The 17,536-nt window shown below is 66.1% G+C and carries 16 protein-coding genes; 5 read left to right on the top strand and 11 right to left on the bottom strand.

Going from position 1 to position 17,536, the window contains the following annotated elements; all coding sequences use genetic code 11:
* Positions 1 to 51: 51 nt before the first annotated feature.
* From ccsA to M9921_06245, 4 genes are read right to left on the bottom strand one after another with little or no spacing between them, the layout of a single operon-like run.
* Positions 52 to 750 (bottom strand): cytochrome c biogenesis protein CcsA, encoded by a 699-nt coding sequence (ccsA, locus tag M9921_06260; GenBank protein MCO5296444.1) that lies wholly within the window; start codon positions 748 to 750, stop codon positions 52 to 54.
* 26 nt (positions 751 to 776) lie between these two features.
* A complete protein-coding gene (locus M9921_06255; protein ID MCO5296443.1) occupies positions 777 to 1,451 on the bottom strand; it encodes a heme exporter protein CcmB in 675 nt (224 codons plus the stop codon).
* Positions 1,429 to 1,995 (bottom strand): ABC transporter ATP-binding protein, encoded by a 567-nt coding sequence (locus M9921_06250; GenBank protein ID MCO5296442.1) that lies wholly within the window; start codon positions 1,993 to 1,995, stop codon positions 1,429 to 1,431. The genes M9921_06255 and M9921_06250 overlap by 23 nt, the downstream gene beginning before the upstream one ends.
* A 3-nt stretch (positions 1,996 to 1,998) precedes the next feature.
* Positions 1,999 to 2,712, bottom strand: coding sequence for a metal-dependent transcriptional regulator (locus tag M9921_06245; GenBank protein ID MCO5296441.1), 714 nt, complete (start codon positions 2,710 to 2,712; stop codon positions 1,999 to 2,001).
* Positions 2,713 to 2,817: 105 nt separating this feature from the next.
* Here M9921_06245 and M9921_06240 point away from each other — a divergent pair, with 105 nt between their 5' ends.
* Entirely contained in the window at positions 2,818 to 3,795 is a 978-nt protein-coding gene (locus tag M9921_06240; protein MCO5296440.1) for an FAD-dependent oxidoreductase, read from the top strand.
* Here M9921_06240 and M9921_06235 read toward each other — a convergent pair.
* Both M9921_06235 and M9921_06230 read right to left on the bottom strand, forming a co-directional pair.
* Positions 3,784 to 5,829 (bottom strand): PQQ-binding-like beta-propeller repeat protein, encoded by a 2,046-nt coding sequence (locus tag M9921_06235; protein MCO5296439.1) that lies wholly within the window; start codon positions 5,827 to 5,829, stop codon positions 3,784 to 3,786. The two genes, M9921_06240 and M9921_06235, sit on opposite strands and share 12 nt — an antisense overlap.
* Positions 5,826 to 6,821, bottom strand: a complete 996-nt coding sequence (locus M9921_06230; protein MCO5296438.1) for a formylglycine-generating enzyme family protein — start codon at positions 6,819 to 6,821, stop codon at positions 5,826 to 5,828. Before M9921_06230 ends, M9921_06235 begins: the two co-directional genes overlap by 4 nt.
* Positions 6,822 to 6,951: 130 nt before the next feature.
* Between M9921_06230 and M9921_06225 the strand changes: the two genes are divergently transcribed.
* Complete coding sequence (locus tag M9921_06225; GenBank protein ID MCO5296437.1) at positions 6,952 to 7,404, top strand: thioredoxin family protein; 453 nt, start codon at positions 6,952 to 6,954, stop codon at positions 7,402 to 7,404.
* Positions 7,405 to 7,413: 9 nt separating this feature from the next.
* On the opposite strand, the gene M9921_06220 is transcribed toward M9921_06225, so the two are convergent.
* Complete coding sequence (locus tag M9921_06220) at positions 7,414 to 8,610, bottom strand: putative glycoside hydrolase (GenBank protein MCO5296436.1); 1,197 nt, start codon at positions 8,608 to 8,610, stop codon at positions 7,414 to 7,416.
* On the opposite strand from M9921_06220, the gene M9921_06215 reads away from it, so the two are divergent.
* Entirely contained in the window at positions 8,593 to 9,504 is a 912-nt protein-coding gene (locus M9921_06215) for a polysaccharide deacetylase family protein (GenBank protein ID MCO5296435.1), read from the top strand. The two genes, M9921_06220 and M9921_06215, sit on opposite strands and share 18 nt — an antisense overlap.
* A gap of 119 nt (positions 9,505 to 9,623) precedes the next feature.
* Here M9921_06215 and M9921_06210 read toward each other — a convergent pair whose 3' ends face one another.
* The 3 genes from M9921_06210 to M9921_06200 form a co-directional block, all read right to left on the bottom strand.
* Positions 9,624 to 10,541 carry a tetratricopeptide repeat protein gene (locus M9921_06210; GenBank protein ID MCO5296434.1) on the bottom strand — a complete coding sequence of 306 codons (918 nt, stop codon included), beginning with the start codon at positions 10,539 to 10,541 and terminating at the stop codon, positions 9,624 to 9,626.
* Positions 10,542 to 10,665: 124 nt separating this feature from the next.
* Entirely contained in the window at positions 10,666 to 11,472 is an 807-nt protein-coding gene (locus tag M9921_06205) for an MBL fold metallo-hydrolase (GenBank protein ID MCO5296433.1), read from the bottom strand.
* A gap of 10 nt (positions 11,473 to 11,482) precedes the next feature.
* Entirely contained in the window at positions 11,483 to 12,757 is a 1,275-nt protein-coding gene (locus tag M9921_06200) for a DUF1015 domain-containing protein (GenBank protein ID MCO5296432.1), read from the bottom strand.
* Between the two features lie 51 nt (positions 12,758 to 12,808).
* On the opposite strand from M9921_06200, the gene M9921_06195 reads away from it, so the two are divergent.
* Positions 12,809 to 13,681, top strand: coding sequence for a polyprenyl synthetase family protein (locus M9921_06195; GenBank protein MCO5296431.1), 873 nt, complete (start codon positions 12,809 to 12,811; stop codon positions 13,679 to 13,681).
* A gap of 45 nt (positions 13,682 to 13,726) precedes the next feature.
* On the opposite strand, the gene M9921_06190 is transcribed toward M9921_06195, so the two are convergent.
* On the bottom strand, positions 13,727 to 14,680 hold the full coding sequence (locus tag M9921_06190; protein MCO5296430.1) for a Gfo/Idh/MocA family oxidoreductase: 954 nt from the start codon (positions 14,678 to 14,680) through the stop codon (positions 13,727 to 13,729).
* A gap of 127 nt (positions 14,681 to 14,807) precedes the next feature.
* Here M9921_06190 and acnA point away from each other — a divergent pair, with 127 nt between their 5' ends.
* Positions 14,808 to 17,465, top strand: coding sequence for an aconitate hydratase AcnA (acnA, locus tag M9921_06185; protein MCO5296429.1), 2,658 nt, complete (start codon positions 14,808 to 14,810; stop codon positions 17,463 to 17,465).
* Positions 17,466 to 17,536 lie beyond the last annotated feature (71 nt).

Below are 17,536 nucleotides of genomic sequence, written 5' to 3'. Positions count from 1 at the left end.
CCCGGCACCTACCGCTCGGTCATGCGCTTTGCGGCGGCGTCCACCTTGCCCTCAATCCGTCTTAGATACAGAAACAGGCCGCACCACACCACGAGCGGCGCCGTCGCCGCGATCATCCAATCCTGCATCGATTTCCTCCAACTTCAACTCGAGGGCGCTCGCGCGCACCTGCATCTTGTACAACAACACCGTCAATCCGAACATCAGCACCATGAGCACGCCCAGAAGCCGCCCATAGTTCGCGTCGAACCCTCCGCCCGCGACGGTGTTCGACGGGTGGAACGACTGCACCTGCGGAAGGCGCGGGAACACGAAGACGAGAAAGATCGTGGGCAGCACCATCGCCACCGAGTAAGCCGCCGAATTGGCCGCCCTCCGAATGGGGTCGGCGATGCCTCCGCGCAACGCGAAGTACGCCGCGTACAGCAAGAGCAGCATCAAAAACGACGTCTGCCGTGGATCCCACTGCCACCACGCACCCCACTGCACCTTCGAGAAGAGCACGCCGGTGATCATCGTGAGCACCGCGAGCAGCGAACCCAGCTCGTTGGCCGTCGTCGCGCGCACGTCCCAGTCGGGCGTCTTGGCAAGCAGGTAGCGCAGCGACAGGTACGAACCGAAGAACAAGAACAGCGTCGCCGTGATCGCGCACGGCAGATGGAAGAAGATCAATCGGGCGAGATCGGGCTTCTGAAATGCGGGCGCGGCCGGCACCCGATACGTCTCGACCGTCGCGATCGCGAACAACACCAACAATCCATAACGCGTTACGTTCTTCAACTTTTCCACACCGCCGCGAACAAGGGCGGCCCTCCAACCAAGGCAAGCGCCGCATAACCCGAAAGTCCGAAGAGCGCGGAGACGCTGCCGCCCACGGTTCCATCGCCCAACGACGCGCGCATCGCCCCGACGCCAAGCGCCAAGAGGGGAAGGAGCAGCGGCAACGCGACCACCCCCGCCAAGGCCGCCCGATTGGCTGCCTGGGCCACCAGCGCTCCACATAAGGTTACCGCCCCGGCGAGCGCCGCGCACCCCACCGCAAGCGTGGTCATAAACAGCCACGGGGCCGCGAGCTTCAAATCGAGCAGGGCCACCAACAACGTTCCGAGCACCACTCCGTTGGCCGTGATCTGGACGTAGTTGAACATCACCTTGCCCCAATACACCGCATGGGGTCGGGCCACAAGGCGCAGCAGGTCGCCCGTGCCCTGCTCCTCCTCGGCGACAAACGCACGGGGCAGGGCGATCACCGCGCCAAAGAGCAGGGCGACCCACAGCAGTCCCGACGCAAGGCTTCCCCCGACCTTCAGCCCGAAGGACGCGAACGTGACGGCGACGACCGCCAGCACGCTGAACAAGAAGCCCGTGATGAGGCCGCTGCGCGCGCGCAGCTCGCACCGCGCCTCCTTCCGAACGACCGCGGCGATCTCACGACCCCAGTTCGAGCTCATGCGTTCCAAACCTCCTCTCGGATGGGTCGTTCGTGGCCAGCACGAGCACTCCCTCGGAGCGCTGGGTCGCGCAGATCGCCTCGGTGAGCGCACGCCCCTTCTCGTCCAAGCCCGCGCCCGGCTCGTCCAGGAGCAGCACCTTCGGCCGGTGCTGGATTGCCATCGCCATTCGCAGGCGCGCCTTCATCCCCGTCGAGTAACGCCCCGCGGGCACCTGGGCCGCCGCCTCCAACCCCACCTGGCTCAGAAGTTCCGCGATGCGGGGATCGCATCCGCGCATCGCGCCGCTGAACTCCAAATGCTCCTCCGCGGTGAGCTGCGGATAGAGCGCCAACTCGAGGGTGGACATGCCCAGTGGCCCCTCAACCTCCACCGAGCCCACGCTGGCGGGAACCAGCCCCGCGATCGTGCGCAGCAGGGTGGACTTGCCCGACCCGTTCGCGCCAAGCACCACCAGGGCCTGGCCCGCCAAGAGGTCGAACTCCACATCCCGAAACAGCCAGCGGCTTCCGAACCGCTTTCCCAGTTGGCGCACGGCAAGCATGCGCTAAGCCCCACGCACCCAGAGGTGGCGCGCGACGACCTTGCCCACCGTGTGCCGCTTGCCGGCGATGTCCAGGTGGATCAGGTCGTCGATCGGGGACGATCCCACGGCGGTGAACTTCACACCGGGCAGCAGGCCGACCTCTTCCAGGTGCCGAAGGAACTCGACGCGCTCGTCGGTGATTTTCGCCACGACGAGCCGGGCCCCTTCGGTGGCGTCCTGCAGGCGAAAGCTGTGGTCTTCGGTGTCGGGGTGGACCGGGTTGCCGTGCGGACAGGTTTCGGGATGGCCGAGCTTTCGGTCGATCTGCGAAATGATCTCCTCCGAGATGTAGTGCTCGAGCTTGCACGCGAGTTCGTGCACGTCGTTCCACGGGAGTTCGAGCGTCTCCACGAGGAACACTTCGAGGATGCGGTGCGCGCGGGTGAGCTGCTTCGCCAACCGCTCGCCGCTCTCGGTCAGGCTGATGCCCTGGTAAGGCTCGTGAATGACGAGGCCGAGTTCGGCCATCTTCTTGATCATCGTCGTGACCGAGCCGGCGCTGACCATCATGTACACGGCGAGTTCGCCGGTGCTGACGCGATCGACCTCCTTTTGGAGCCGGTAAATGCCCTCGAGGTACTCCTCGACGCTCTCGCTGAACGCCCGTTGCGCCTTGTGTTGCTCTCCGGGCCTGCAACTCGCGGGTACTCTGAGGCTGATCTCCTTCGAGGCCATGGCGCGATTATGACAGCGCGCCGGAATCGCGACCGAAGCACGGATGCAACCAATGAGTTTCGACGAGGCATGGACTCGGTTCGGACCCCAAGCGGGGGCCCGACGATGAGGGTCGCCATCGTGGGGGCCGGCATGGCCGGCCTTGGGGCTGGACGACGGCTCAGCCGCCACGGCTGGAACCCCGTGCTCTTCGAGATCGAGGACCACGTCGGCGGCCGAATCGTCACCGAAGCGCTGGGGCCTTACGTGTTCGATTCCGGGGCCACCGATCTCGCACCGGGCAGCACCAACCTCGCCGACGAGATGTTCCAAGGGCTCGACACGTCCGAGCTTCGCTTGATCGAGAAGCCCATCTACACGCACGAATCGCTGCGCGTCTCCCCCGGCGGCGCCATGAAGAACCGCCTGCCGCGGTACACCTACCTCCACGGAAACCAGAAACTGCCCGAGATGCTGGCCGAAGGGCTCGACGTCCGGACGGGGTTGGGCGTCGGTGCGCTCAAGCGGTCCGGCGACGAGTACGTGGTCGCGGGTGAGCCTTTCGACGCGGTCATCCTCACGCCTCCGGTGCCCGAGATCGAGCCGCTGCTCGCTTCGATTTCCGAGATGCGGCCCTTGGCGAACACCTATTACCGACCCTGCCTCACCGTACTCTTGGGCTACGCCCACGCGGTCGGCGAGGTCCCCTACCATGCGTTGCTGGACCAGGAGCAACGCCACCCGCTCGTCTGGCTGAGCATCGAGACCGAGAAGTGCGCCGGGCGCGCGCCCGACGGCCACACCGCGTTCGTGGCGCAGTTGGGGCCGCAGTACAGCCAGTCCTACTTCGGGTCCGAAGACGAGGCGATCATCGCCTCGGTCGCGGGCTACCTGTCGCGGCTGTACGGGGAGGCGTTCCTCAAGCCGGAGGTCGCCGAGGTGCGCCGCTGGAAACACGCCCAGCCGGAAACGTACGCGATGTTCGATACGGTGAACCAGACGCACTCCCGGCTGCTGGTGGCCAGCGACGGGGTGTTGGGGGCCCGCGTCGAGTTCGCATACGAGGCCGGCATCCGCGCCGCGAAGTTGCTGTTAGCGCAGTAATTCTTCGGGTGTTGCGAACCCCAAAACCCAGTCGCTGTACGTCCCCGCGTACACGCGGCCCTTCTCGGCGGCGGGAGAGGCGAGGAAGTGGCCTTGCGGCATGCGGTAGCGGGCGGTCACCTCGCCGTCGCTCATTCGGATCTGGTGCAGCAGGCCGTCCACCGACCCGACGTACGCCATCCCGTCGGCCACCGCGGGCGAAGAGTCGTAGATGACGCTGCCCACCTTCGCGGTCCAGATCTCCTTGCCGTCGACCGCCGAAACGCAGCGCGCCTCTCCGTTGTCGCCCAAACACCCGATCACGATCCTGTCGTCCACGAGGCAGGGGCCCGAGTAGCCGAACTTGTCGGCGGACGTCGTCGCGCGCCACGCGACCTCGCCCGTGCGCGCGTCGAATGCCCAGAGGCCGTTGTCATTGGAGGGAACATAGACCCGCCCGTTTCCGTAGGTCGGCGATCCGATCGCGGGGGAGTAGGCGAAGGTCTTGTCTGTGCACGCCGCGCTCCACACAACACCCCCGGATTCCACGTCGAGGGCATAGAGGTGCTTGTCCCAGGCGCCGATGAAGAAGCGCTCCCCATCGGAGGCCGCTATGCTCTGCGAGAAAGCCGACGGGCTCGGCGGGAGTATGAAGCGCCACATTTCACGCCCGGACTCCACATCCAAACCGTAGACACGACCATCGCCCGAGGCCATCGCGACGATCCCCTTCGCAATGGCAGCGCTTGCGTAGACCGGCCCCCCCGTATGAACAGACCACTTGTAGGCTCCGTCCGAAGCCGCAACGGCATTCACAAAGCCATTGCTGCTCCCAACCACCAGCGTGTCCCCCGAGAGCGCCGGGGAAGAGTGGCAGTACCCGCCCGTCTTGGCCTTCCACACCACGTCGCCACTCGCCTTGTCGAGACACCACACCGAGCCGTCCATCGCGCTCACGCAAAGCCGGGACCCACTCAACACCAGATGCGACATGACCCCGCCGGTGAGTTTCCTTCGCCAAAGCGGACGAAGCCCTCCACCCTCCACGGTCACGTCGAACATCGCCATGCGCCCGGCCCCGCCCTCGCGAATGGACACCCTGTGCTCGCCCGGCTGGCGGTCCGTGGTGGGAATCCTCCCCAGCGTCGGGGTCCAGGGGCCGTCGTCCCAACGCACCTCGGCTTGACGGGCCGTCCGAAGCCACAGCGTCGAACCCTCTTGGATGCGCTCGTTGCTGAGCGCCCACACGGGGCGCTTCGCGCGGTCCGACTTGAGGGGAACCGTCGCCAAGAGCTTCATCGGGTTCTCGGTGGAGCGTCGGGAAAGGCGCACCTCGCCGCGACCCGTGTCCACCTCCACCTTCTGGAACGAGCCCTGGTAAAGCCCCTTGTTCATCGTGCAGAGCATCCCGTCCGTGTGCCACAGCAGGTCGTTGTGGCCGTGCCCGTTGAACACGATCTTCACGTTGTAGGGCTCGAGCAGGCGGATGAGGGCGCTCTCGTTGTCCACCATCACGCGGTCCAACCCGATCCAGTGGTGCGTGAAGACGAACACGGGCGTCTCCCGCCCCACGTCCTTCAGCGACGTCTCAAACCACCTGAGCTGCGCACTCTCGTAGTGGCCGTAGTGCGAGAGCGGCACCGTGCTGTCGAGCAGCATGAACCGGCACCCGCCGTGGTCGAACCGACGGAAGGGCTGCCCGAGCCGTTCCCGGAACAGCATCAGACCGCGCGGCGCCCACCGCACGTCGTGGTTGCCGGGAATGTGGTGCGTCTCCCTCCCCGCGAGGGCCTCGAGCACCCCCTTGTAGCGGTCGTACTCCGTCGCCCAACCCACCTCCACGACATCGCCGCCGTTCACGCAGAACGCCGGATCGAACCCCGCCACCATCTCCCGCCCCATCGCCACGCACGCTTCGAGGTTCGCGCGATCGGAGACGTGGGTGTCGCTGAAGAACCCGAACGTGAACCCGTCCTCGCGCCGGAAAGGCAACCGGGGCGCGAACGCGGCGGCCGCTCCCGCGCGGAGAACGTCGCGCCTGGAGAGCCGGCTCACTTTGCCACCTCGGGGTTCTTCACACACCGGAACCCGGTGTTCGCAAGCCCGGTGTCGGCCGTGCTCTTCATCCGCGAGGCGACGCGGTAGCCCGAGCAGTACTGGTCGGTGCAGAGGAACGACCCGCCCCTCACCACGTGCTTGGGCACCCCGGGTTCGTCGGGATCGAAACTGGAGTCGGGACCGGTCGGGTTGCGCTTCGTGGACGAGGTGTACCCGTCGGGGCGGTACCAGTCCGCGCACCACTCCCACACGTTCCCCGCCATGTCATAAAGGCCGTAGCCGTTGGGCGCAAAGCTCCCAACCGGCGCCGTGAGACGGAAGCCATCCTTCTCCGTGTTCTTCCTGGGGAACGTCCCCTGCCAGATATTCGCCTGGTCCTTGCCGCCGTCCACCAGTTCGTTTCCCCACGGGTAGCTCTCGCCTTTCAACCCGCCCCGGGCCGCGTACTCCCACTGCGCCTCGGTGGGCATCGATTTCCCGGCCCACTTGGCATACGCTTCGGCGTCCTCGTAGGCCACGTGGGTGACCGGATGGTCCTCAAGTCCCTTCAGGTCGCTCTCGGGCCCCAGCGGGTGCTTCCAGCTCGCGCCGGGCAGGTACACCCACCACTCGAGATAGCCCTGCACCTGCTGGTCCGCGCCTGGCTCGTGAAAGACCAGGGAGCCAGGCACAAGCTTATCGGGCGGGACACCGGGGAAATCCTTGGGGTCGAGGGGGCGTTCGGCCACCGTCACGTAGCCCGTCGCGTCGATGAACCGCTTGAACTCGGCGTTGGTGACCTCGTGGGTGTCCATCCAGAACCCGTCGAGCTCCACCGTGTGAACGGGGCGCTCGTCGGGGCGGCCGTCCTCCGAACCCATCTGGAACTCGCCGCCGGGGATCCACACCATGCCGGCCGGCGCGGCCTTTGATGGCGCGGGGGGAGTCGAAGCGGGCGGTGCGCACCCCGCCAACGCCACGAGAAGGACCGGCCACCATCGAGACTTCACGCCAACAGTGTACGCGCCTTCGCGCTTGGCGGCCCTGCGGGCGGGCACACGATCTTCCGATGCTCAAGAGGACCCTTCGCCCTCCTCGGGGAACTCAAAGACCCTGGAAGAGTTACAAGGAAACAGGACTATGAAATTCAAGAATCTCCTACTGCTCGCCGTTGCGGCCTCGTCGCTGGCCCTCTCCAGCGTGGCCGGCGCCACCGACGCCAAGTGGCTCACGTCGTACGACGAGGCTGTCAAGCTGTCGAAGAAGACCGGCAAGCCCATCCTCGCCGACTTCACGGGCAGCGACTGGTGCAGCTGGTGCAAGAAGCTGAAGGCCGAGGTCTTCGGAACTCCCACCTTCCAGACCTGGGCCGCCAAGAACGTGATCCTGCTCGAGCTGGACTTCCCGCGCACGAAGCCGATCGCAGCCTCGCTCAAGCAGCAGAACCAGAAGCTCGCGCAGAAGTATTCGGTCCGCGGATTCCCGACGATCCTCTTCCTGAAGGCGGACGGTTCCGTGCTGGGCCAGTCCGGCTACATGCCCGGCGGCGCGACGGCCTGGACCAAGCACGCCTCGCAACAGCTGAAGAAATAGTGTGCGAGACTAGCCCCTCGCCCCACCGGGGGGGAGGGGTTGGGGTGAGGGGCTTGTCTTTGGGCCTGTGCCTAGCGGGAGGTCCGAGTTGTCCTTCATCCCCGCCTCCGTGTAGCGCCCGAGGGGGTTCCAGAGCAGGTACTCGCTGTAGCCCATCTCGCGCGCGGCTTTGATCTGGGCCCGCACCTCGTCCTTCCCGTACTTCACCCCCAGGGAGAAGTCCTGGAGCCACGGCCGAAGGTGCTTCTGCGGAAGCCTGCGGGCGTAATCGCCGAGGGACTTGGCGACGATCGCGTGGGGCGAGGAGTTGGGGTCCCTGATGCCGTACTCCCCCTTCGCGAAGTGGGAGGGGTAGACCATGGGGCAGATCAGGTCGAACGGCTCGGCGATCATCTCCAGCTCTTGGCCGATCCCTTGGTCTCCACTTCCGGAACTGACGATCCCGAAAATGTCGCCCGAGAAGACCGCCGAGCGTTTCTTCACGCGGTCCCGGATGAAGTGGGCGAACGCCGAGACCACCTGGGTCGGCGAGGCGGCGGAGTCCGGATACGCCTTCTTCGCGGGAAAGACTTGGGTCGAGGCTTTCCCCTCGCTGGGGAAGCGCACGTAGTCGAGCTGGATCTCGGGGAATCCGAGGTCCAGCGCGAAATCGACGATCTTGCCGATGTACTCCCAGTTCTCCTTGTTGTAGGGGTCGAGCCACGTGTGGCCCGAACCGTCCTTCCACGCGCGCCCATCGGCCAGTTGGACGGCGAGCTCCTTCCTCACGTTGGGCACAAAGTCGTCCCGGAAGCACGCGATGCGGGCGATGGGATAGACCTTGGCCTTCTCCAGCGTGTCGAACAGCCGATCGGGCTTGACAACGGCCACGGTCTGCGCGCCGGACTCCACCGCGAGCGGGATGTCGGATTTGAAGTAGACGTGTCCCGCGTCGCGCACGTCGATGACGATCGCGTTGATTTCGGTGCGCGCCACCATCGCCAGCACGTTGTCCAGCATCTTCGACTCGCCCGCCTTCCACGCGGTGAGGTAGATGCCGCGCACGTGCTCGGGCTTGGGAAACCGCGGGGGCGGCGGCGGGGTCGGCGCTTGGGCCTGCCGGGGCGGTTTCGAGACGACGGGCGTTTTTGCGGAGCAGCCCGAGAGAACGCCCGCCGCCAGGGCGTATCCTAGAACCAGCCAATGCACATGTTGCGACGATTTCATCAATGGGGAATCCTTCTGCTCCTCGCTGTCTGGGGATGCGGGCGCGGCGCCGCTGCGCCGAACGCCGACGTCGTCGCGGCCTCTCCGCCCAAACCTGCCGCCACGGCACGCGTCACGGAGCGGGCCGCCAACACCGAGGGAAGCGTTCTTATTCTGGAATATCATCGCGTCCGGAAGAAAGAGGCGCGCTGGGACCGCTCGACCGTCGCCTTCCGCGAAGACCTGGAAAGACTGTACCGGCTGGGCTTCCGACCCGTGACGCTCGTCGAGATGTTGGACGGTCTCAAAACGCTTCCACCCGGGGCTTCCCCCGTGGTGTTCACGTTCGACGATTCCGACCCTTCCCAGTTCAAGATGCTGGACGACGGCTCGGTCGATCCCGAGTGCGCCGTCGGCATCTGGGCCAAGTTCGCCGAGGAGCACCCCGATTTCCCGGTGCGCGCGAGCTTCTACGTTCTGCCGCCGACGCCGTGGGGCCAGGCGAAATGGATCGACGCCAAATTCGAGTGGCTGAAGAAGCATGGGTGCGAGATCGGCAGCCACACGGTCACCCACCGCAGCCTCAAGACGCTCACCGACGCCGAGGTCGCCGAAGAGCTGGGCGGCGCGAAGGACTTCTTGGCCGGCCACGGCGTGGAGCTTCAGACGATGGCGCTGCCTCTCGGCATCTCGCCGCGCAACGCGGCCCTCCTCGAATCCGCGCCTTGGAAGGGCGGGCACGTCGTGCACCGCGCCGCGCTGCTGGTCGGCGCGGGTCCCGCCCCTTCGCCCAGCGACCCGAAGTTCAACCCGTTCCGGCTGCCGCGCATCCAGGCGATCGAGGGGGACTACGGCATCACGTACTGGCTGGACAAGGTGGAATCGGGCGACGTCCAGCCGTTCGTTCAGCCCTGACGGCACGCCCGTCGAGCGGGCGTGGCACCCGGGGGCACCCGGGGGCACCCGGAGGAACTCGGGTCGGAGGGGGGTGGAGGAGATGCCACGCCCGCTTGACGGGCGTGCCCTACGAAGTTTCAGCGGCCCAGGCGGTTGGCTTCGATCGAGGCGATCGGGTGGTCGGGGTTGCTGGCGAGCGCCTTGGCGAAGGCCTCCTTCGACTCCGCCGTGCGCCCCAGACGTCTCAGGGCGATGCCCAGGAAGGCGTGGGCGTCCGCGTACTTGGGATTGATGGCCAGGGCCGCGCGAAACTGTTCGGCAGCGTCCTCGACCCTGCCCTGCTCCATGAGAGTCTCGCCGTAGCGGAAGCGCAGGTCGGCGTACTCCGGAGCAAGCGCGAGAGCGGCCTCGTAGGCGTGAGAGGCCTCGACAAACCGCCGCGCCTTCACATGTGCCTCCGCAAGCCGCACATGTTGCTCGGTCTCGTGGGGCGGTTCCACGCTCAAGGTGCGAAGGTGCGCCAGGGCTCGGTCGTGATCCCCTGCCGCATGGGCCCTCGCCAGCTCCTGATACGCGGCGGTATCGATCCCCTTTCCAACTTTGGCGGCACCGGTCAGGTACTCGAGGGCCTGCGCGTGGCGGCCGGACTCGTACGTGCGAAGAGCCAATCTGAGGAGTGCCTGTGCGTAGTTCGGGTTGAGGCGCACGGCCGTTTCCAGTTGTTCGAGCTCCTCATCCGACTTCCCCATGGCGCCGCATGCCGTGGAAAGGTGATAGTGAAGGTCCGGGTAAGCCGGGTGCAGATCGATCGCCCGCACGAACTGATCGGCAGCGGATTCATGATCACCGGCCTCGGCGGCCAGGTGGCCGAGTTTGACGTGACAAAGACCCAGGTAGAACCGGGCGAGGCGGGTCAAAGTGGGTTCGTGGGTGCCGGACAGGCACCTGTCAAACAGCCCGACGGCCTCGTTGAACGCACCGGACTCATACGCGCGCACGCCCGCGTCGTACGATTCGTCCCGGCCAAACCCAAACCACTTGCCAACGATCGACATGCTCTTCTCTGAGAATCCCGCGGACGATGACAGGAAGAACGGCCATCCTGGCCGTATAGCGCCCGCCAATCCGTTGGCGTTCTAAGGACGAGACGTGGCGGCCAAAGGCACCGCGCTCCTTCGTTCAGACTTCGAATTCCAAACCGTCAAACCCCACGGAAATCCCCGAAGGCGCAAGCACGGCTTCGAGCTGGGCGTGGGTGCCGCCTCCGAGGTGGCTGTGGTGCGTGGTGAAGACAGGGGCCTCGCGCGTCAACGTGCCCTGCTTGCGCATCCGTTCCACGACCTCGACGCACTCGTCGGTATCGAGGTGCCCCGCGTAGTGGGTGCTGCAAACGCCCTCCGTGCACTCCAACACGAGCGCGTGCACGGTGCGCCCTTCAAGAAACTCCCACGTCTCGGGCTCCCAGATGCCCGTGTCGGTCGCATAGAGGAGGACGCGCCCCTCCCGTTCGACCATCAGGTTCTGCGTGTCCTCGTCGACGCCGTGTTTTGCCCGGATCGGCGTGATCGAGTAACCCATGTGCTGGAACGGCTCGAAACTGCGGGTTTCCACGAGCTCGATCGGCCACAGGGGATACCGCTCGGAGATGCGGGCACACACCGTCGCGTTGCCGTAGATGGTGAATCCCAGGTACTCGCGGTCGTTGAACGGATGCAGCCCGTACTGCAGCTCGTCCACGGCCAGATGATCGTCGTGGGAATGGGTGAACGCGAGCCCCGTCCAGTCCCGCGCGTCCAGCCCGTCCCGGCGAAGCTGCCACGACGTGTCGGGGGGAAGGTCGATCTTCAAGTGTCCGTCGATCAAAGCGCCGCTGCGCGTCCGAACGTCTTTGCCGCCATGAGCCCGGGCGTAGGCGCTGACCTCGGTGTCGGAGTACCAACCGGGAATTCCGTCTGCCGCCCCCGTGCCCAAAAGTCGGATTCTCATCAGAGTTCGCTCAGAAATCGTTCAAGGACCACATGACCAGGCCGCTGAGGATCTTCGGATAGTAGAACGTGCTCTTCTGCGGCATCTTCTCGCCTCCCAAGGCGATCAGGCGCATGTCGTCAACGGAAGGCGGGTTCATCAGGAAGGCCGCCCCGGCGCCCTCCTCTACCGCGCTCAAGGCCTCGTCCGCATCGCGGGTGTAGCCGATGCCGTCCAGACCGCGGACTCCCAGCAACTGCTCGAAGATGACCGAGTGGAGAATCGTCACGTCGAGCATCTTCAGTAGGTCGCTCGCTTCGCCCTCGACCCACTCGATCGCATCGCGCGGCTCTTCCATCGTCGCGACAAGGCCCTGTCCGCCCGGGAGGGCGATGCCAAAGGCGCGAGCCTCGTCGGAACGAAGCCGGGTGATCGTCTCCATCAACTGCGAGTTGGCGACCTTGCGCACGTTGAAGCGGCGCTGCAGCACGTCGTCGAGGTGACCCGCCGGCACCGGCAGCTTCTGGAGGACCCGGTGGGTCGGAAGCAGCGCGAGCCCCGGGTCGGACATGCTGCTCAGCGCCATCATCATGAAGTCCTCGGGGACCAGACCCTCGCGCTCGCCCAACTCGGCGCGGAAGGTGCAGGCCGTCTCGTACCGATGGTGGCCGTCGGCGATCCACACCTTGCTTGGGGCAAGCCTCGCGGCAAGGTCCTGCGTCGCTTCAGGGTCCTCGATCCGCTCGAGTCGATGCTCGACCCCGTCCTCCGTCACGAGTGCCGATCCCGGCGAGCCCTGCGCGCCGGCGATCGCGTCGAAGATGGCCCGGTTCGGATCTTCAAAGAGACCGAAGATGCACTCAAGGTGCGCGCGCGTGGCCTCGAGGAGTCGGAGCCGGTCCTCCTTGTGCTTGGGAAAGGTCTGCTCGTGAGGCAGGACCACGCCTTTTTCGTATGGCTCGGTCTTGATCAAGGCGATGAGCGCCGTGCGGGTCACGGGGTGCGAGACCCCAGGGATAGAGAACGTCTGGATGTAGCGGTAGAACGTCTCCTTGGCGTCGGGCGCCACCACGCCCTCGCGGCGCCACTCGCTCAGCGCCGCCGCGCTTCGCGCGTACTTGACGTACTTGCTGCGATCGTCGCTCTTGGCCTCCGGCAGCGTGAGATGAACCACGTTGTGGGCGTCGCGAGCGGCCAGCGCGTTGCGCTCTTCGCTTGAGAGAACGTCGTAGGGAGGGGCGACGCGGTTGGGAAGCGACGCCGGGTCGCAGTACCGCAACCCGTGGAAAGGCCGGATCACCGCCATAGGCAGGGAGTTTACCAAGGGGTCGGACACCCACCGGTACACTCGACCTAGATGAGTGCTCCGCTATTGGGCGAGTACGCCGAATTGGCCGATCGCCGATTGGAGTCGTTGTTGCCCGCCACCGACGTGCAGCCAACGATGCTTCACGAGGCGATGCGGTACTCGTGTCTGGCGCCTGGAAAGCGCTTGCGGCCCGCCCTGTGCATGGCCTCGAGCGAGGCGGTCGGAGGAACCCGTGAAGCAGCCCTCGACGCGGGCTGCGCCCTGGAGATCGTGCACTGCTTCTCGCTCATCCACGACGACCTGCCCGCGATCGACGACGACGATCTCCGCCGCGGCGCCCCCACGTGCCACGTCCGGTTCGGCGAAGGCATCGCGTTGCTCGCGGGGGACGCGCTGTTCGCCCTGGCGTTCGAGATTCTCGGATCCCTGGATGCCCCCCCGCAGGCGGTGGTCCAAGCCTTGCGGTGCCTCTCCCACGCTTCGGGCTCCGATGGACTCGTGGGCGGCGAGGTGATGGACGTCCTAAGCGAGGGAAAGCACCCCGACGAGGCGACTCTCGCGTTCATCCACTCGCGAAAGACGGGCGCCCTCATCGCCGCCGCGTGCGAGATCGGAGGACTGCTGGGCGGGGGCGACGCGGAGCAGATTCACGCGCTGCGCCGCTACGGCGCCCACGTGGGCTTGGCGTTTCAGATCGCGGACGACCTGCTGAACGAGCTGTCGACGCCCGAAGCCCTGGGAAAGGCCGCGGGCTCGGACCGGGCGCGGGGCAAGGCCACCTACCCGGCCCTCCACGGAATCGAGGAAGCGCGGCGACGCGCCGATCTTGAGGCGGAAGCGGGTCTGAGAGCCCTCGACGGCCTCCCGCACACCGAAGCCCTCGCGATGCTCGCGAGGTATGCGGTGGAACGAGTGCACTGAGCGTCGTTGATCGTTTGTCGTCCGTCGTTTGTCGTTTGTCGCTGCCTATGCTTTCGCCGACTCGCTGAGGCGGTCTAGGACCCTTGCGTTCGCCAACGTGTCTTCCCACGTGACGAACGGACATTGGCGGCGTTCGATCCATTCGCCGACCACCACGGCCTCGTTGCCGAAGAGATCCAGATCCTCGCCCAGGCGCACCTTGCGCGTCTCCGTGTCGGTCACAATCTCGTACGATTCGTCGCAAAACCACGGCGACGGGACGACGATTCGCCCCTTCTCGCAGACGATTTCCACCCGATTGTCGTATTCGTCGTGCATTCCCGTGGTGAAGGTCGCCTTTACTCCGCTTGGGAACTCGAGCCAGCCTTTGCCGTGCTCGTCGTAGCCGCTGGACGACAGCCGGACGTCGTAACGCGCCTCGGTCGGCTCCTCGCCGACCAGCCAGCGGCACATCGACACGCAGTAGCATCCCACGTCCATAAGCGCCCCACCACCAAGTGCCGGATCCGTGCGGAAATTGCGCCAGTCGCGCGAGGCGTTGAATCCGAACTCCGCGTGGATGCGTTCGATGGACCCTAGTTCGCCCGACGTGACGAATCGATGGAGTTCGATGTTCTGGGGGTGGCACCGGTACATGAACCCCTCCATGAAGAACACTTCGCACCGCCGCACCTCGTCAAGCGCGGCTTCAGCCTCCGGCGCGCTCAGCGCGAACGGCTTTTCGCAAAGAACGTGTTTGCCGGCTCGCGCGGCTTTGACGGTCCACTCCGCATGCAGATGGTGCGGCAGCGCGATGTAGGCGACGTCCACCAATGGATCGTCCAGGACCTCTTCGTACGAGCCGTAGGCCCTGGCCGTGTACTCCTCGACGATACGCCTGGCCGACTCCTCCGAACGCGAACCCACGGCCTGCAGCCGCTGCTCGCGAACTCCGGAGAGCCCTTGCGCGAATCGGCGCGCGATCAGTCCCGTTCCCAAGATTCCCCAGCGAAGTTCCATGGTCTCGACGTGCGTGGGGGAGCGGGTCCAAAACCGAACTGGAAGGTAACATCGGACTAGAATCGCTCCCCGCCCGAGGATACCGTTCGGCCGTGCGCGGGCGACGAACGGCTCTCAGGAGGGAACGATGAACAGCTTCGACGCAAAAGGAACTCTGACCGCAGGCGGCACCACCGCCACCGTGTATCGCCTCGCGAAGGTCGGAAAGAACCTCGCGCGCCTCCCTTACTCGCTGCGCATCCTCCTCGAGAACCTCCTGCGCCACGAGGACGGCAACGTCGTCACGCGCGAGGACATCGAAGCTCTGGTTCAGTGGGATCCTCGCGCGACCCCTAGCCGAGAAATCGCGTTCACGCCCGCACGCACCCTCCTCCAAGACTTCACGGGCGTGCCCTGCGTGGTCGACCTCGCCGCGATGCGCGACGCGATGGTGGCCCTCGGAGGCGATCCCAAGAAGATCAACCCCCTCCAGCCCGTCGAACTCGTCATCGACCACTCGGTCCAAGTCGATGCGTACGGCTCCGAAGCCGCGCTGCTCATCAACCGCGACCTCGAGTTCGAGCGCAACCAGGAGCGGTACGAGTTCCTCAAGTGGGGCGGGCAGGCGTTCGATAACTTCAAGGCCGTGCCGCCCAACACGGGCATCGTCCACCAGGTCAATCTCGAGTACCTCGCCCGCGTCGTCTTCCTCAACGAGGGGACGCACGAGGCTTACCCCGACACGCTGGTGGGAACGGACTCGCACACGACGATGGTGAACGGACTGGGCGTCCTCGGGTGGGGCGTCGGCGGCATCGAGGCCGAGGCCGCGATGCTCGGGCAGCCCGTGTCGATGCTGATCCCGCAGGTCGTCGGGTTCAAGCTTTCGGGTCGCCTCCCGGAAGGAGCGACGGCGACCGACCTCGTTCTTACGGTCACGGAGATGCTGCGCCAAAGGGGCGTGGTGGGCAAGTTCGTGGAGTTCTTCGGACCGGGACTCGCGTCGCTCCCCCTCGCGGACCGCGCGACGATCGCAAACATGGCGCCCGAGTACGGCGCGACGTGCGGCATCTTCCCCGTTGACGCGGAGACGCTTCGGTACCTCGAACAGACCGGACGGTCCGCGCTGCAGTTGGCCTGGGTCGAAGCGTACATGCGTGAGCAGGGCCTCTTCCACGACGACCAGACGCCCGAAGCCGAGTACACCGACACGCTCGCCTTGGATCTCGGCACCGTCGAACCCAGCGTCGCGGGTCCCAAGCGGCCCCAGGACCGTGTGCCCCTCTCCAGCGCCGGCCCCTCGTTCCGCAAGGCCTTCCCCGGCGCGAAGCAGGCGGCGGTGGCCGTCGCCGATGCGTCGCTCTCCGAGCAGGTGCAGGACGGCTCCGTGGTGATCGCCGCCATCACAAGCTGCACCAACACCAGCAACCCATCCGTGATGCTCGCTGCGGGCCTCGTCGCCAAAAAGGCCGTCGAGCGCGGTCTGTCTACGAAACCGTGGGTCAAGACGTCGCTTGCGCCCGGCTCGCGCGTGGTGACCGCCTACCTCGAAGAGTCGGGAACCCTCCCTTACCTCGACCAGTTGGGATTCAACGTCGTGGGCTACGGGTGCACGACCTGCATCGGCAACAGCGGCCCCCTGCCCGACGCCGTGGCGGCGCCGGTGCGGGAAAAAGACCTCGCTGTGGTCTCGGTGCTCTCGGGCAACCGCAATTTCGAGGGGCGCATCAGCCCGGACGTCAAGGCCAACTACCTGATGTCCCCGCCCCTGGTCGTCGCGTACGCCCTGGCCGGAACGATCGACATCGACCTTCAGAAGGACCCGATCGGCCAAGACCGGCTCGGGGTTCCCGTTTATCTTCGCGATCTTTGGCCGACGCAGCACGAGGTCGCCGATCTCGTGCGCAGCGCGGTGCAGTCCTCGATGTTCGTCTCGAACTACGCGAATGTGTTCGAGGGCGACGAGAAGTGGAAGAGCATCCAGGTCGCCGGCTCGGAGACGTACGCGTGGGCGCCCGTGTCGACGTACATCAAGAATCCGCCCTACTTCGACGGCATGACGGCCGAAGCGCGCGACCGCGTGCCCGAGCTCGAGGGCATGCGCGTCCTGGCGCTCTTGGGCGACAGCATCACGACGGACCACATCTCGCCCGCGGGAAGCATCAAGGGCGACTCGCCGGCGGGCAACTACCTGACCGCGCACGGCGTTCGGCCACACCTGTTCAACTCCTACGGGTCCCGGCGGGGCAACCACGAGGTGATGGTGCGCGGCACTTTCGCCAACGTTCGTCTGAAGAACCAGCTCGCTCCTGGCACCGAGGGCGGATTCACCACCTACCTGCCCACGGGCGAGGTCACCACGATCTTCGACGCGTCCGAACGGTATCGAGCCGCGGGCACCCCGTTGCTGATCCTCGCCGGCAAAGAGTACGGGTCGGGATCGAGCCGCGACTGGGCCGCCAAGGGACCCGCGTTGCTCGGCGTCCGCGCGGTGATCGCCGAAAGCTACGAGCGGATCCACCGGTCGAACCTGATCGGGATGGGCATCCTCCCGCTGCAGTTCATGGGCGGCAACGCGCAATCGCTCGGGCTGACCGGCCACGAGACGTTCGATGTGATCGGCCTCGGCGACGCCGCGGCGGACCGGTTCGAGCACTCGAAGCACCTGAAGGTGCGGGCCACTGGGGAGGACGGCGCGAAGGAGTTCGAGGTCCTGGTGCGGATCGACACTCCGCAAGAAGCCGCGTACTACCGCCACGGCGGGATTCTTCTCTACGTGCTGCGACAACTGCTGAGCGCGGGGTAGGGGCCGGCCCCTCACCCCCTTCCCCCTCTCCCCCGGAGGGGCGAGGGGTGCCTCAAACCACAAACCACAAA

It is taken from the genome of Fimbriimonadaceae bacterium (assembly GCA_023957775.1).
In the GTDB taxonomy this organism is placed as follows: domain Bacteria; phylum Armatimonadota; class Fimbriimonadia; order Fimbriimonadales; family Fimbriimonadaceae; genus JAMLGR01.
Note: the sequence above shows the minus strand (reverse complement) of the source record. Positions and strands in the feature narration are given on the sequence as shown.

What these genes read in the sequence shown, in the direction of transcription:
- M9921_06255 (MCO5296443.1), bottom strand. Translation starts at nt 1,451, where the DNA reads ATGAGCTCGAACTGGGGTCGTGAGATCGCCGCGGTCGTTCGGAAGGAG.
- M9921_06250 (MCO5296442.1), bottom strand. Translation starts at nt 1,995, where the DNA reads ATGCTTGCCGTGCGCCAACTGGGAAAGCGGTTCGGAAGCCGCTGGCTG.
- M9921_06245 (MCO5296441.1), bottom strand. Translation starts at nt 2,712, where the DNA reads ATGGCCTCGAAGGAGATCAGCCTCAGAGTACCCGCGAGTTGCAGGCCC.
- M9921_06240 (MCO5296440.1), top strand. Translation starts at nt 2,818, where the DNA reads ATGAGGGTCGCCATCGTGGGGGCCGGCATGGCCGGCCTTGGGGCTGGA.
- M9921_06225 (MCO5296437.1), top strand. Translation starts at nt 6,952, where the DNA reads ATGAAATTCAAGAATCTCCTACTGCTCGCCGTTGCGGCCTCGTCGCTG.
- M9921_06215 (MCO5296435.1), top strand. Translation starts at nt 8,593, where the DNA reads ATGTTGCGACGATTTCATCAATGGGGAATCCTTCTGCTCCTCGCTGTC.
- M9921_06220 (MCO5296436.1), bottom strand. Translation starts at nt 8,610, where the DNA reads ATGAAATCGTCGCAACATGTGCATTGGCTGGTTCTAGGATACGCCCTG.
- M9921_06210 (MCO5296434.1), bottom strand. Translation starts at nt 10,541, where the DNA reads ATGTCGATCGTTGGCAAGTGGTTTGGGTTTGGCCGGGACGAATCGTAC.
- M9921_06205 (MCO5296433.1), bottom strand. Translation starts at nt 11,472, where the DNA reads ATGAGAATCCGACTTTTGGGCACGGGGGCGGCAGACGGAATTCCCGGT.
- M9921_06200 (MCO5296432.1), bottom strand. Translation starts at nt 12,757, where the DNA reads ATGGCGGTGATCCGGCCTTTCCACGGGTTGCGGTACTGCGACCCGGCG.
- M9921_06195 (MCO5296431.1), top strand. Translation starts at nt 12,809, where the DNA reads ATGAGTGCTCCGCTATTGGGCGAGTACGCCGAATTGGCCGATCGCCGA.
- M9921_06190 (MCO5296430.1), bottom strand. Translation starts at nt 14,680, where the DNA reads ATGGAACTTCGCTGGGGAATCTTGGGAACGGGACTGATCGCGCGCCGA.
- acnA (MCO5296429.1), top strand. Translation starts at nt 14,808, where the DNA reads ATGAACAGCTTCGACGCAAAAGGAACTCTGACCGCAGGCGGCACCACC.